The following is a 14179-nucleotide window of genomic DNA, read 5'->3' as shown; positions in this document are numbered from 1 at the left end:
GCCGCGTGAATTCGAGCGCGCCCGTGAAGTCCGTATCCGCCCGCATCGCCGAGGAGCTCTCGGTGGGGGAGAACCAGGTGGCCGCCGCGGTCCAGTTGCTGGACGAGGGGTCGACGGTCCCGTTCATCGCCCGGTACCGCAAGGAGGTCACCGGCAGCCTCGACGATGCGCAGCTGCGTACGCTGGAGGAACGGCTCGGCTACCTGCGGGAGCTCGACGACCGCCGCGCCGCGGTGCTCGCTTCCATCGAGGAGCAGGGCAAGCTGACGCCGGAGCTGCGCGCCGCGCTGCTCGCGGCCGAGACCAAGGCCCGCGTCGAGGACATCTACCTGCCGTACAAGGTCAAGCGCCGCACCAAGGCGCAGATCGCGCGGGAGAACGGCCTACAGCCGCTCGCCGAGCACCTGCTGGCCGATCCCACGCTGGTTCCGGAGGAGCTGGCCGGGGAGTTCCTGGGAGAGAACGTCGCCGACGCCGCGGCGGCGCTCGAGGGCGCGCGGCACATCCTCGTCGAGCGGGCGGCCGAGGACGCGGAGCTGGTGGGCACCGTGCGCGAGAAGTTCTGGGCCGATTCCACGCTGCGCACGGGCGTGCGCGAGGGCGCCGACCCGCAGAAGGCGCAGAAGTTCCGCGACTACTTCGAGTTCTCCGAGCCGCTCGACCAGATGCCCTCGCACCGGGTGCTCGCCGTGCTCCGCGGTGAGAAGGAGGAGGTGCTCTCGCTGCAGTTCGACGGCGGTGAGGACGCCGACTACGAGGCGATGGTCGCCTCCACGCTCGGGATCTCGAACCAGGGGCGCCCGGCCGACAAGTGGCTCGGCACCGTCGCGCGGTGGGCCTGGCGCACGAAGCTGATGGTCTCCGCGACCGTCGACGCGCGGACCCGGCTGCGCCAGAGCGCCGAGGACGACGCCGTGCACGTCTTCGCCACCAACCTCAAGGACCTGCTGCTGGCGGCGCCCGCCGGTACCCGGCCCACCCTGGGCCTCGACCCCGGCTTCCGCAACGGCGTGAAGACCGCCGTCGTCGACGGCACCGGCAAGGTGCTCGACACGCTGATCATCTACCCGCACCAGCCGCAGAACCAGTGGGACAAGTCCAAGGCACTGCTGGCGGCGCTCATCGCCCGGCACGACGTGGAGCTGGTCGCCATCGGCAACGGCACCGCATCGCGCGAGACCGACGCGCTGACCACCGAGCTGCTCGGCGAGATCAAGAAGGCCGGTGCGAAGGTGCCGGCGAAGGCCGTCGTGAGCGAGGCGGGCGCGTCGATCTACTCGGCGTCGGAGTACGCCTCGCAGGAGCTGCCGGACATGGACGTCTCCCTGCGCGGGGCGGTCTCCATCGCCCGTCGCCTGCAGGACCCGCTCGCCGAGCTGGTGAAGATCGACCCCAAGTCGATCGGCGTGGGCCAGTACCAGCACGACGTCTCGCAGGCCAGCCTCGCCAAGTCGCTCGACGCGGTCGTCGAGGATGCGGTGAACGCCGTCGGCGTCGACCTCAACACCGCGTCGGCGCCGCTCCTCGCGCGCGTCTCCGGCGTCACCGAGAACCTGGCGGCTGCGATCGTCGCGCACCGGGACGGCGCCGGCGCCTTCCGCAGCCGCAAGGGCCTGCTGGACGTGCCGCGCCTCGGCCCCAAGGCCTTCGAGCAGTGCGCCGGCTTCCTCCGGATCCGTGGTGGCGACGATCCGCTCGACGCCTCGGGCGTGCACCCCGAGGCCTACCCGGTGGTGCGGAAGATCCTCGATCGCTCCGGGCTGGCCCTCGCCGAGCTCATCGGCAACGGCCCGGCGCTGGCGAAGCTGCGGCCCGCGGACATCGCCGCCGAGCTGGACGACGAGCGCTTCGGCGTCCCGACGGTGACCGACATCCTCGCCGAGCTGGAGAAGCCCGGTCGCGACCCGCGTCCCGCGTTCGCCACCGCCACGTTCGCGGCCGGCGTCGAGAAGGTCTCCGACCTCAAGCCGGGCATGGTGCTGGAGGGCGTGGTCACCAACGTCGCCGCCTTCGGCGCCTTCATCGACGTGGGTGTGCACCAGGACGGGCTCGTGCACGTCTCCGCCATGTCCGACCGGTACGTCTCCGACCCGCACGAGGTGGTCAAGTCCGGCCAGGTCGTCAAGGTCAAGGTGGTCGACGTGGACGTCGAGCGCCAGCGGATCGGTCTCTCGCTGCGCCTGAACGACGACGCCGCCCCCAAGGAGCGCGGACCCCGCGGCGGGGGAGCGCAGCGCGGCGGCGGCCAGCGGGGCGGCGGTCCCCGCGGCGACGCGCGCGGCGGGCAGCCGAGTGGTGGCCAGCGCGGGCAGGGTGGTCAGGGCGGCCAGAACCGCGGCCAGGGGCAGCGGGGCGGCGGACAGAACCGGCCGTCGCGCGGAGGCGCGCAGGCGGCACCGTCGGGGTCGATGGCGGACGCCCTGCGCAAGGCCGGCTTCGGGAAGTAGTCCCGCGCGCGCCGCGTGCGCGGGCGCCTGCATCGGGGGCGGCGTTCCGACCTGGGGCGACGGTGCGCGGCGCTAGGTTGGAGGGATGTCCACCTGGTTCGCGAACGACATCGTCGCAGGGGGACGGCTGCCGCTGTTCTCCTTCTGCGTCGGTCTGATCGTGGGCTTCATGGGGATCCGGATCAGCGTGCGGCTGATCCGGGCGAACGTGAGCTGGTGGTTCGGCAACGTCAAGCCCGGCGGCCTGCACCTGCACCACATGGTGTTCGGCGTGGTGCTGTGCCTGGGCTCGGCGATCGGCCTCATCGCGAACTTCGACAAGGCGACCCAGACGACCGCCGCGGTGCTCGCGGGCGTGTTCGGGCTGGGGGCGGCGCTGATCCTCGACGAGTTCGCGCTGATCCTCTACCTGCGCGACGTCTACTGGCAGGAGGAGGGCCGCGCTTCCGTGGACGCCGTCTTCGTGGCTATCGCCATGAGCGGCCTGCTGCTCCTCGGACTGCGGCCGCTGGACCTGGTGGACTTCGCGGGGTTCCGCGACTCGCCGGAGCGGGCCGCGCAGATCGGCTTCGGCGTGATCAGCCTCGGGACGGCGGCGATCGTGCTGCTCAAGGGCAAGATCTGGACCGGCCTCATCGGCCTGTTCTTCTTCCCGCTGCTGCTGATCGGCGCGATCCGGCTCTCGCGTCCCGGCGCGCCCTGGGCCCGCTGGCGGTACGAGCAGGACTCGCGGCGCATGCTCCGCGCCCTGCGCCGCGAGCGCCGGCTCCGCCGTCCGCTGATCCGCGCCAAGATCGCGGTGCAGGACCTGATGGCCGGCCGCCCGGACCTGCTGCCGCACCTGAGGGAGGACGCGGAGAAGGAGCTGGACCGCACCGTCGTGCCCGCGCCGGCGCCGCCCTGTCGGCCCCGGTCGATGGCCCGGCGCCTCACGATTTCGAGAAACCGGCGGCGATCTGGCACAATCAACAGGTTGCCCGGGCTGCGTGCTACCCGGGCGTATCCGGCTGCGGAGCGGCCGGCAGGACAGGAGTACGAACCGGTCGAACCCCCGCGGCAGTAGTCGCGACGGGCCGCCAGGGTCCTCTGCTCACGAAGACATGTAAGAAACGGATGATCCAGCGATGAACACGCTCGACTTCATTGACCAGCAGTCCCTGCGCAGCGATGTGCCCGACTTCCGCCCCGGCGACACCCTTGACGTGCACGTCAAGGTCATCGAGGGCAGCAAGGAGCGCGTCCAGGTGTTCAAGGGCGTCGTGATCCGCCGCCAGGGCGGCGGCGTGCGCGAGACCTTCACGGTGCGCAAGGTGTCCTTCGGCGTCGGTGTGGAGCGCACCTTCCCCGTGCACTCCCCGAACATCGCCAAGATCGACGTCCTCACCCGTGGTGACGTGCGTCGCGCGAAGCTGTACTACCTGCGCGACCTGCGCGGTAAGGCCGCCAAGATCAAGGAGAAGCGCTGACACCAGCGCCGCCGGCGATCCGAGTGACCGCCGCGTAGCACCTCCCGAGCGCCCCACGAGTCCCTGCGGACCGTGGGGCGCTCGCGTGTCTCCGCCTACGATCGCCTTGAGGGCTGGGTCGGCGCTCGGGGGAGGGGAATCGTGAGCGACAGCTGCATCTACGTGATCTCGGTGGCGCCGCCGGGCGATCCGGGCCGGCGGCAACGCGCGGAGGCCGTGGCGGAGATCGCTGAGCACCGTGGGGCCGAGCTGAGGCTCGCCGACGCCAGATGGTGCCTCGACGAGGCACGAGCGGACCCGCGGATCATGGAACTGTGCGGGCACGCCTATCGTGGCGTCATCGACGCCTCGCCCGACTTCCGCGACGGAGCTTACGACGCGGACGCGCTGGAGGAGCTGGCCATCTCCCGGTGGCGATCGATGTACCCGCAGCGCCCTGAGATCGACCTGGGCTTCGGCTGCGTCACCGCCGTGGAGGCCACGGACGATCCCCGGTGCCCGGGATGCGCTCGCGATTTCACGGAGATTCCGATGGGCGAGTGGTGCCAGCAATGGTTCGACAGTCGCGTCGAGCCGACGGTGACGTGCAACAACTGCGGAACCACGGGCCTCATCGGCGATTGGCAGGGCGAGGGCGGAACCTACTTCACCGACTGCGCGGTCGCGCTCTGGAACTGGCCCACCCTGTCGCTCGTCCCCGGCCTCGACGCCGAGCTTCTGCGCGCGATCGGGCCTCGTCCACGCATCGTCTACGCGCACATGTGACGGCGACGCGGATTCGCCGGCGTTCGACGGATGCTGTCCGCGGCGGCAGACTCGCCCCGCCCAGCGGCTCCGCGATCGGATATCCGCACCGCCTGCTCGGTAGTGTGTACCCGTGCCCGAGCAGACGAACTCCCCGGAGACCCCCGAGCCGTTGCGCAAGGGCGGCCGCCACGCCGCACCGGACCCGGCACCGTCGGGCGACGAGCGGGGGACCACCGGCTCCGACGCGCCCACGGACGGGAAGGGCGCGAAGGCGAAGAAGGACAAGAAGACCAACTGGCCGCTCGAGGTCGGCGCCATCGTGCTGGTCGCGCTGGTGCTCAGCTTCTGCCTGCAGACCTTCGTCGGCCGCCAGTGGTACGTGCCGTCCGAGTCGATGGAACCCACCCTGATCGGGTGCGAGGGCTGCACCGGCGACCGGATCGTCACGCAGAAGATCAGCTACTTCACCGGCGACCCGAAGCCGGGTGACGTGGTCGTCTTCCGCGCGCCCACCGAGTCGTGGGGGCTCGCGCCCGTGACGCCGGTGCGTTCGAGCAATACCGTGATCCGCGGCCTCCAGGAGGCGCTGTCGTACGTGGGCCTGCAGCCGCCCAATGAGAACGACCTCGTCAAGCGGGTGATCGCGGTCGGCGGGCAGACCATCCAGTGCCGGCCCGAGACCGGCGTGACGGTGAACGGCAAGAAGCTCGTCGAGCCCTACCTCGCCGACGCCGCCAAGCAGCAGGCCGAGCAGGACGCCTGCTGGGGCGTGCCCTTCGGGCCGGTCACGATCCCCGACGGCAACGTCTTCGCCATGGGTGACAACCGCACCATGTCGCGCGACTCGCGCTTCCACATCGACAACGACCCACTGCAGGGCACCATCCCCAAGGCCGACATCCGCGGCAAGGTCGTCGCGATCATCTTCCCGTTCAGCCGCTGGCAGACGGTGGATTCGATCAACCCGCAGCAGGGCTAGGGGCACATGCGCGACCGATGGCCCCCGCGACCGGTGGTGCGGGCATCGTCGGGCCTGAGCACGCTCGAGACCGTGCTCGGCCGGGCGGGGCTCGGGCCGGTGGCGGGCATCGACGAGGCCGGGCGCGGCGCCTGCGCGGGCCCGATGACGGTGGCCGCCTGCATCCTGCCGGCGCGCATACCGCCGTCGTTGGCGCGTCTCGACGACTCGAAGAAGCTCACCGAGATCGCCCGGGAGCAGCTGTATCCGAAGATCCTCGACCTCGCGGTGAGCTGGTCGGTCGTGTCGATCCCGGCCCCCGAGATCGACCGGATCGGCGTCCACGTCGCGAACATCATGGGGATGCGGCGCGCGATCGCGGGCCTGCAGGTGCGGCCCGGGTACGTGCTCATCGACGGCTTCACCGTGCCCGGCCTCGGCATCCCGTCGCTGCCGGTGATCGGCGGCGACGCCTCCGCCTCGTGCATCGCCGCGGCCAGCGTGCTGGCGAAGGTGACGCGCGATCGCGTGATGACGGAGCTGGACGACGACTTCCCCGGGTACGGCTTCGCGGTGCACAAGGGCTACTCGACGGCGGTGCACATGACGGCGCTGGGGGAGCTGGGGCCGAGCACCCAGCACCGCATGCGGTACCAGAACGTGCGGGCCGCGCTGGACGCGTCGTCGAGGAACACCGCGGCGGCGCGGTAATCTGGAGCGGTTACGACAGATGACATCAGGTGAGGAGGACGACGTGAGCGCAGAGGATCTCGAGAAGTACGAGACCGCGATGGAGCTCTCCATGTACCGCGAGTACAAGGACGTGCTGAGCCAGTTCACCTACGTGGTGGAGACGGAGCGCCGCTTCTACCTCGCCAACGGGGTCGATCTGATCCCGCGCAACGCGGACGGCGAGGTCTACTTCGAGGTGCGGATGACCGACGCCTGGGTGTGGGACATGTACCGCCCGGCGCGCTTCCTCAAGCAGGCCCGCGTGGTGACGTTCAAGGACGTCAACATCGAGGAGCTCGACAAGCCGGAGCTGCGACTCCCGGAGTGAGCCGGTCGATCCTGCTGCAGGCACCGTTCCCGTCGGGGACGGTGCCTGCGGCGTCTCCGCCGGAAAATTAACGGTGCACAGTGTCTCGAATACCTGCTATCGTAACATAACGAGTCACATTGTCTCGATATAGAAGGAATAGCTCATGTTGCTTGATCGGACCGCGGTTCCCTACCGCGTCGCGCCGGCCGTGGTGTGCACGGCCTTCGCGTTCCTGGTGGTCATGATGGGTACCACCCTCCCCACGCCCCTCTACTCGATCTACTCCGCGCAGCTCGGATTCAGCTCGCTCACCGTCACCGTGCTGTTCGCGGTGTACGCCCTCGGCGTCGTCGCCGCGCTCACCGTCTTCGGGCGGCTCTCCGACGAGATCGGGCGCCGCCCGGTGCTCCTCGTCGCCGTGACGCTGGCGATCGTCAGCGCCCTGCTCTTCCTGCTGCCCCCGTCGCTGCCGCTGCTCATCGTGGCGCGCATCGTCTCCGGCCTCGGGGCCGGGCTCATGAGCGGCACCGGCACCGCGGCGGTCATCGACCTGTTCGCACCCGAGAAGCGGGCGGCCGCCGGGACCCTCGCCGTCGCCGTCAACACGGGCGGCCTGGCGGTGGGCACGCTGCTGGCGGGCGCCGTCGCCGACGTCTCGGCGTCGCCGCTGGTCGTGCCGTTCGTCGTCCACCTTGTGCTCTCGGTAGCCGCCTTCGCCGGGCTGTGGGCGTTCGCGCCGAGGACCGCGCTCGCCGGCTCGGTGCGGCTGCGTCCCCGGCGACTGCGGGTGCCGAGCGAGATCCACGGCGCCTTCGTGCGGGCCGTGCTCGCCGCCGGTTCGGCGTTCGCCGTGACCGGTGTGCTCACCGCGGTCTCCGCGATCTTCCTCGCGCGCTTCCTGCACCTGCCTGGACACACCCTCGCCGGCTTCGTCGTCTTCCTCGCCTTCGCGGGCATGGCGATCGGGCAGCTCGTGGCGCGCCGGATGGTGCCGCGCACGGCGCTCGTGGTCGGCTGCGGCGGCCTGGTGGTGGCTGCGGCGCTGCTCGCCGTCGCCCTCGCGGCGGAGTCCGTCGCCGCGCTGCTGCTGTCGGCCGCCGTGCTGGGCCTGTTCGGCGGACTCTGCATGAACGCCGGCATCGCCACCACCGTCGAGCAGGTCGAGCCCGCGCACCGCGCTGAGGTCTCGTCGTCCTTCTTCGCGGGGTTGTACGTGATGCTCGCCTTCCCGGCGATCGGCGTCGGCGCGCTCTCCGCGGCGGTCGGCCTGCGCACCGCGGGGTTGGTCTTCTGCGCCGTCGTCGCCGCACTGGCCGCGGTCGTGTGCGCCGTCGAGGCGCGGTCGGCGGCGCGCGCCCGCGCCCTGGCGTCGCGTGCGTGACGGGGGGATCAGGGGGGAGTCGGCTGTTACGGTGACGCGATGACGCAGACCGAGCGCCCGGTCGGGCGGCCCCGCAGCGAGGAGGCGCGCACGGCGGTGCTGCGGGCGGTGGACGACATGCTCGTCGACGAGGGCTACGCCGCGATGACGATGAAGGGCATCGCCGAGCGCGCCGGGGTCGGCCGGCAGACCGTCTACCGGTGGTGGTCGACGAAGGCCGAGATCCTGCTGGAGGCGAGCGCGGCGGACGCGGTCCTCGAACTCGCGGTGGAGCCTCGGCCGACGGTGCGCGAGGACGTCGAGAACCTCCTCGCCGCGGTCGTGGTCTTCCTCACGGAATCCGATGCGGGACTGGCCTACCGGGCCCTGATCGGCGAGGCGCAGCACGATCCGAAGGTCGCGGAACTGATGGCCGGCGCCGACCCGCTCGGCGACGCCGCCCGGGCCGTCATCGACCGCAACCGGTCCGCCGGGCGGCTGGCTCCGGACCTCGATCCGACGGTGGCCGTGGCCGAGCTGGTGGGTCCGGTCGTCTTCCGGATCCTGGTACAGGGCGCCGTTCCGGACCGTCGTGAGGTGGCGTCGATCGCGGAGCGGTTCGTCCGACAGTGATCGCCCGTCGGGGCCGGTTATCCACAATTTTGCGTACATAACCTTTTCTCTCCACAGGCACCGTCTTCGCGGACGGTGCCTGTGGTGCACCGGCGGCACGATCAGGCCATGGGGAACAACGAGACGGGGCGTGCCGGCGAGGACGTGGTCTGCGGCTTCCTGGCGGACCGCGGGTGGACGGTGCTGGCGCGGAACTGGCGGTACTCGGGCGGGGGCCTGCGCGGCGAGCTGGACGTGATCGCCCGCGCGCCGGACGGGATGCTCGCGATCGTCGAGGTGAAGACACGGTCGGGCACGGCGTTCGGCACCGGCTTCGACGCGGTGACGCCGCGCAAGGTCGCCCAGCTGCGGGCCCTCACGTCGCGCTGGCTGGCCGAGACGGAGGGCGCCTTCGCGCAGGTCCGCATCGACGTGGCGTCGGTCTACACGCCGCCGGGCGGCCCGGTCACGCTCGAGTACCGGGCCGGGGTGGCGTGATGTCCGCGCTGAGCAAGGTGCACTCGGTCGCCATCACCGGGGTCGACGGTGCGGTGGTCGAGATCGAGGGTTGCATCGGCCCGGGCCTGCCGGCGGTGCACCTCGTGGGCCTGCCGGACACGGTGCTCAAGGAGTCCCGCGACCGGATCCGCGCCGCGATCGTCAACATCGGGATCAGGTTCCCCGACACGCGGGTCACGGTCGCGCTGTCTCCTGCGACGTTGCCGAAAGTGGGCTCGGTCTACGACCTTCCCCTGGCGATCGCGATCCTCCTCGCCGCCGAGCGGGTGCCCGTGGGGCGGATCGACGGTGCCGTCCTCCTCGGGGAGCTCGCCCTCGACGGCCGCGTGCGGGCGGTGCGCGGGGTGCTCCCGGCGGTACTCGCCGCGAAGGAGTCGGGCTTCACCCGCGCGGTGGTGCCTCTCGCCAACCTCGACGAGGCGGGCCTGGTGGACGGCATCGAGGTGCTGGGCGCCGCGCACCTCTCCGAGGTCGTGGCGTGGCTCGCCGGGGAGGGGCGGCTCGCCGAGCCGGGGCCGCTCGTCGCCGAGGAGTGCGATCCCGCGGTGGCGGACCTGGCCGACGTGGTGGGGCAGCCCGAGGCGAAGTACGCGCTCGAGGTGGCCGCCGCCGGCGCGCACCACATCATGATGACCGGGCCGCCGGGCATCGGGAAGACGATGCTGGCGTCGCGGCTTCCCGGCATCATGCCCGCGCTGGGGCGCCGGGAGGCGCTCGAGGTCAGCGCGATCCACTCGATCGTCGGCAACCTGCGGCCGGACCGGCCGCTCATCACGGTGCCGCCGTTCGTGGCGCCGCACCAGACCTCGTCCGTGAGCGCGCTCGTCGGCGGCGGCACCGGGCTGGCACGGCCGGGAGCCGTCTCCCTCGCCCACCGCGGCGTGCTCTTCCTCGACGAGTGCGCCGAGATGGGGCCGCGCTCGCTCGAGGCGCTGCGGACCCCGTTGGAGGAGGGCCAGATCCGGCTCGCGCGCCGCGACGGCGTGGTGAAGTACCCGTCGCGGTTCCTGCTCGTCATGGCCGCGAACCCGTGCCCGTGCGCGCCCGCCCGGAACCAGGACTGCACGTGCACCGCGACGGTCCGCCGCCGCTACCTGGGCCGCCTGTCCGGGCCTTTGCTCGACCGGGTGGACCTGTGGGTGCGCATGGAACCTCCCGGCACCGGCGCGCTGCACGAGGACGGCGTCGCGGAGGAATCCAGTGCGACGGTGCGGGACCGGGTACGCCGAGCGCGGGAGGCGGCGGCGGCCCGCTGGGGCGCCGAGGGCTGGCTGACGAACTCGGAGGTCCCCGGCGTGGTGCTGCGTCGTCGGTTCCGGCTCTCGGCCAAGGCTCTTCGGCCGCTGGAGCTCTACCTGCGGGGCGGGAAGATCACGGCGCGCGGCGCGGACCGCTGCCTGCGGCTGTCGTGGACCCTCGCGGATCTGCTCGGCCTGGACAAGCCGGGCGAGCCGGAAGTGGTGCAGGCCCTGCAGTTCCGGGACAAGGAGTGACGATGACCGACGACGTGAGGCGCGCGTGGGCGTATCTGAGCCGGGTCGCGGAGCCGCCGTGCGGGCCGCTGGTCGCCCTCGTCGAGGAGGTGGGACCGGTGGCCGCGGCGGACATGGTGCGCCGCCGGGAGTTCGCCGACGGTTTCGAGGACGTGGCCGACGGCACCGTCGGCCGGGCGCAGGAGGATCGGGCCGACGCCGATCTCGCCCACATCGATCACCTCGGCGGTCGGCTCGTGACGCCGGACGACGACGAGTGGCCCGAGCAGGCCCTGCGGCGGCTCGCTGAGCGCCTGCCGTCGGAGGACACCGAGCACGAGGACGAGGTCCGCGAGCTGCGGCCGGTGGCGCTGTGGGTGGTCGGCCGGGGACGTCTCGACGAGCTGCTGGAACGGTCCGTGGCGATGGTCGGGACCCGCGCGCCGTCGAGTTACGGCGAGCGGGTGACGGACGATTTCGCCGGCGACCTCGCGGCCGAGGGGTTCACGATCGTCTCCGGCGGCGCGTACGGGATCGACGGGGCGGCGCACCGCGCGGCGCTCGCCGCGGAGGGCCCGACGGTGGCCTTCGTCGCGGGTGGCCTGGACCGGCCGTACCCCGCCGGCCACGCCGGGTTGTTCCGGCGCATCGCGGAGACGGGTCTCCTCGTCTCCGAGTATCCGCCGGGCGGCGTGCCCGCGCGGCACCGTTTCCTGAACCGCAACCGGATCGTGGGCACCGCGACGGGCGGCGTCGTGGTGGTGGAGGCCGGCTTCCGGTCGGGTACCAAGAACACCGCCACGTGGGCGCGCCGTCGCGGGGTGCCGGTGTGCGCGGTGCCCGGGCCCGTCACGGCGGCGACCTCGGTGACCTGTCATCAGTTGATCCGCGAGGGGGCCGTGCTGGTCACCCGGTCGGCCGAGGTGATCGAGGAGGTGGGCCGTATCGGTGAGCTCGCGCTGGAGCTTCCGGTGCCCGCGCGTCCGACGGACGGCCTCGACGGGGCGGCGCTGCGGGTGCACGGCGCGCTCCCGGCGAAATCAGGGCTGCCGGTGTCGGAGATCGCCGTGATCGCGGGGCTGCCCGCCCGCGCGGTCATGGGGCAGCTCGCCCTGCTCGAGACGAAGGGGTTGGTGCGGCGTGACGGCGCACTGTGGCGCCTGGACGGCTGACCGGTGCTCGCCGCGGGGTGTAGATCCGGTGAAGTCGCACCCGCTGGAATTTGCAAACGCCTCAGTCGAACTCGATGCGACCGGGTGAAATGTCGTGAATGCGATCGCTTGTCGCGGGAGTTGGGGGTGTTGACGCGAGATCGGCACGCGGAGTGCCTAGGGTTGGCCCCAGGGTGGCGGTGTCCAGTAACCGGCGTGGTCCCCAAGTCCTTCCCGTGGATATCCGCCACGCGTTCGGCGTGCCCGGGTATCGCTGATCGAGAGGTGAACCCATGACCTCCCAACTCGCCATCGACTACGGGGCCGGGCTCTCGGACGCCTGGAGCTCCGTCGCGACCTTCGTTCCCAAACTTGCCGCCTTCCTGGTCATCCTGATCATCGGCTGGATCGTCGCGAAGATCCTGTCCAAGATCATCGCGAAGATCCTCGCCAAGGTCGGCTTCGACCGGCTCGCCGAGCGCAGCGGCCTGCAGGGTGTCCTCGCCAAGAGCGACTACGACGCCTCGACCCTGCTCGCCAAGGTCGTCTACTACGCGGTCCTGCTCATCACGCTGCAGCTCGCGATCGGGGTCTTCGGCCCCAATCCGATCGGGGACCTGTTGTCCCGGTTCGTCGCGTGGCTGCCCAAGCTGTTCGTCGCGATCCTCATCATCGTGATCGTCGCCGCGATCGCGAAGGCGGTGAAGGACATCGTCGGCGGCGCGCTCGGCAGCGCCTCCTACGGCCCGCTGCTCGCGACCATCGCCTCGCTCTTCATCTGGGGTGCGGGCATCATCGCGGCACTGAACCAGATCGGCGTCGCCACCACGGTCACCACCCCCGTCCTCGTCGCCGTGCTCGCCACGATCGGCGGCGTCATCGTCGTGGGCGTCGGCGGCGGACTGGTGAAGCCGATGCAGCAGCGCTGGGACGGCTGGCTGAGCAAGGTCGAGACCGAGATCCCGGCCCGACGCGCCGAGCGCGAGGAGGCCGCGAAGGAGGCCGCCCGCACCAGTAGGGCCCAGAGCCCGGCGGGGCAGGCGACGGGGCAGCCTTCGACGGCGCAGCCGGCACCGGGGGAGCAGCCCCTGGCGCAGGCGGCCTACCAGGGCCAGGCCTATCAGGCCCAGAGCTACCAGGCCCAGAGCTACCAGGCCCCGCTGCCGCCCCAAGCCCCGCAGGCGCCGCTGTCCGGGCAGCCCCCGTTGTCCGCGCAGGCGACCCAGGCGGTGCCGCAGGCCGCGCCCGGCACCGGCGAACACGTCGCGCAGGGTGGGCAGCCGCCCACCGTCGGACTGCCCGCGCAGCCCGCGGGCCAGCACCAACCCGGGCAGCACCAGTACGGCGGCCGGGCGCCGCAGCACAGCGCCCCGAGCCAATCGCCGGCGTGGCAGCAGGGCGTCGACCCACAGGGGTGGCAGAGCGGGCCCGACGCCTGGAACCGGCAGGTCCCCGAGCCTCCGGCGCGGCAGCCGGGCGAGACCACCCACACCGGGCAGCACGCCGGCCATCCCGGCGCCGAGCCGCAGGGGTGGCAGCAGGGCTGGCAGCCGGGACCCGACCCCGAGCGCTGGCCCGGCCCGGACCCCCAGGATCCGGGTCGCCCGGGCGGACAGCAGCCACCCCAAAACTGAATCCGAACGACCGCTCACCGGCCGGCCCGCGCATCTCGCGGACCGGCCGGTGCGGCGTTCGGGGGGCTACGCCGGGCGGAGCGCCGCGTCCTCGGGCGCGATCAGCTCGCCGTTCTTCATCAGCTCAGGATCGGTGCACGAGGCGAGATCGAAGCAGCACGGCCGGCGCTTGCCCGAGCGCATCTTGGAGATCGTCACGTCCACGCGCTTGGCCCGGGTCGCCGGGTTCTTCGTGGCGCCGATCCACCGGACCCACTCCCACCGGGCCATCGGCGTGATGTCGCTCCACACGTCGGCGGTGTCCGGCGCACCGTCGAGGGCCGCCCGCAGGTCGTCGGGCACCGTCGGCTCCGGCCACTCCTTCGTCGGCACGAGGTCCAGGGCGACCTCGTCTCCTGCCTCGACCGGGGCGTCGTCGAGGGCGATCCAGTGCCCCTTGCGGCCGTCCGGCTCGACGACGGTGCGGAAGTCCCCGCCGTCGAGGGTGCCGGTCACGGCGACCTGGCCGCGCGACGGGAGCGCCGCGCTGGCCTCGGCGGGCAGCCGGACGAGGGTCCGCTCGCCGAGCAGCTCGGCGGTGGCGGTGAAGCGGACGGCGGTGGCGCTGCGGGCGGTCATGGTGCTCTCCTCGCGGTGGTCCTCGGGTTCACCACCGAGACTACGAGCGGCCGACCGGGCGGGCTTCTCGATTCGTGATCGATCCGGTCCGATGCGCCCGTCCGGGGGCGGCCGATCATTCGGTGCACTCATGAGCGAAACCGGCGGCGGACC

14 protein-coding genes are annotated in these 14179 nt (G+C 72.0%); 13 read left to right on the top strand and 1 reads right to left on the bottom strand.

Translation table 11 applies throughout. The features are described 5' to 3' along the window. The first annotated feature begins 5 nt into the window (after positions 1 to 5). The 13 genes from WFK95_RS10095 (at position 6) to WFK95_RS10035 (ending at position 13408) form a co-directional block, all read left to right on the top strand. Positions 6 to 2447 (top strand): Tex family protein, encoded by a 2442-nt coding sequence (locus WFK95_RS10095; protein WP_336670584.1) that lies wholly within the window; start codon positions 6 to 8, stop codon positions 2445 to 2447. A gap of 85 nt (positions 2448 to 2532) precedes the next feature. Continuing rightward, positions 2533 to 3510, top strand: coding sequence for a hypothetical protein (locus WFK95_RS10090; protein WP_336670583.1), 978 nt, complete (start codon positions 2533 to 2535; stop codon positions 3508 to 3510). Between the two features lie 61 nt (positions 3511 to 3571). Next, the gene (gene rplS, locus WFK95_RS10085) at positions 3572 to 3913 is read left to right on the top strand and encodes a 50S ribosomal protein L19 (RefSeq protein ID WP_019203499.1); all 342 of its coding nucleotides are present in this window, start codon (positions 3572 to 3574) and stop codon (positions 3911 to 3913) included. Between the two features lie 141 nt (positions 3914 to 4054). Beyond that, entirely contained in the window at positions 4055 to 4678 is a 624-nt protein-coding gene (locus WFK95_RS10080) for a hypothetical protein (protein WP_336670582.1), read from the top strand. A 112-nt stretch (positions 4679 to 4790) separates the two neighbouring features. Further along, entirely contained in the window at positions 4791 to 5639 is an 849-nt protein-coding gene (lepB, locus tag WFK95_RS10075; protein WP_224650317.1) for a signal peptidase I, read from the top strand. Between the two features lie 6 nt (positions 5640 to 5645). Then, positions 5646 to 6329 (top strand): ribonuclease HII, encoded by a 684-nt coding sequence (locus tag WFK95_RS10070; RefSeq protein WP_224650315.1) that lies wholly within the window; start codon positions 5646 to 5648, stop codon positions 6327 to 6329. Between the two features lie 43 nt (positions 6330 to 6372). Beyond that, positions 6373 to 6678: a DUF2469 domain-containing protein gene (locus tag WFK95_RS10065; protein ID WP_040768524.1), complete on the top strand. Its 306-nt coding sequence runs from the start codon at positions 6373 to 6375 to the stop codon at positions 6676 to 6678. Between the two features lie 145 nt (positions 6679 to 6823). Then, entirely contained in the window at positions 6824 to 8041 is a 1218-nt protein-coding gene (locus tag WFK95_RS10060; RefSeq protein WP_224650312.1) for an MFS transporter, read from the top strand. 39 nt (positions 8042 to 8080) lie between these two features. Beyond that, positions 8081 to 8653, top strand: a complete 573-nt coding sequence (locus WFK95_RS10055) for a TetR/AcrR family transcriptional regulator (RefSeq protein ID WP_224650311.1) — start codon at positions 8081 to 8083, stop codon at positions 8651 to 8653. A gap of 108 nt (positions 8654 to 8761) precedes the next feature. Beyond that, positions 8762 to 9130, top strand: coding sequence for a YraN family protein (locus WFK95_RS10050; protein ID WP_224650309.1), 369 nt, complete (start codon positions 8762 to 8764; stop codon positions 9128 to 9130). Further along, positions 9130 to 10644, top strand: coding sequence for a YifB family Mg chelatase-like AAA ATPase (locus tag WFK95_RS10045; protein WP_224650307.1), 1515 nt, complete (start codon positions 9130 to 9132; stop codon positions 10642 to 10644). Before WFK95_RS10050 ends, WFK95_RS10045 begins: the two co-directional genes overlap by 1 nt. Before the next feature lie 2 nt (positions 10645 to 10646). Next, a complete protein-coding gene (gene dprA, locus WFK95_RS10040; RefSeq protein WP_224650305.1) occupies positions 10647 to 11795 on the top strand; it encodes a DNA-processing protein DprA in 1149 nt (382 codons plus the stop codon). Between the two features lie 272 nt (positions 11796 to 12067). After that, positions 12068 to 13408 (top strand): mechanosensitive ion channel family protein, encoded by a 1341-nt coding sequence (locus WFK95_RS10035; protein WP_308011472.1) that lies wholly within the window; start codon positions 12068 to 12070, stop codon positions 13406 to 13408. A gap of 66 nt (positions 13409 to 13474) precedes the next feature. Here the strand turns inward: WFK95_RS10035 and WFK95_RS10030 are convergent, their stop codons facing one another. Next, complete coding sequence (locus tag WFK95_RS10030) at positions 13475 to 14026, bottom strand: YdeI/OmpD-associated family protein (protein ID WP_224650303.1); 552 nt, start codon at positions 14024 to 14026, stop codon at positions 13475 to 13477. Positions 14027 to 14179: the final 153 nt, after the last annotated feature.

It is taken from the genome of Tsukamurella sp. USMM236, assembly GCF_037148755.1.
Lineage (GTDB): Bacteria > Actinomycetota > Actinomycetes > Mycobacteriales > Mycobacteriaceae > Tsukamurella.
This window is presented reverse-complemented; position numbering and strand designations above follow the sequence as displayed.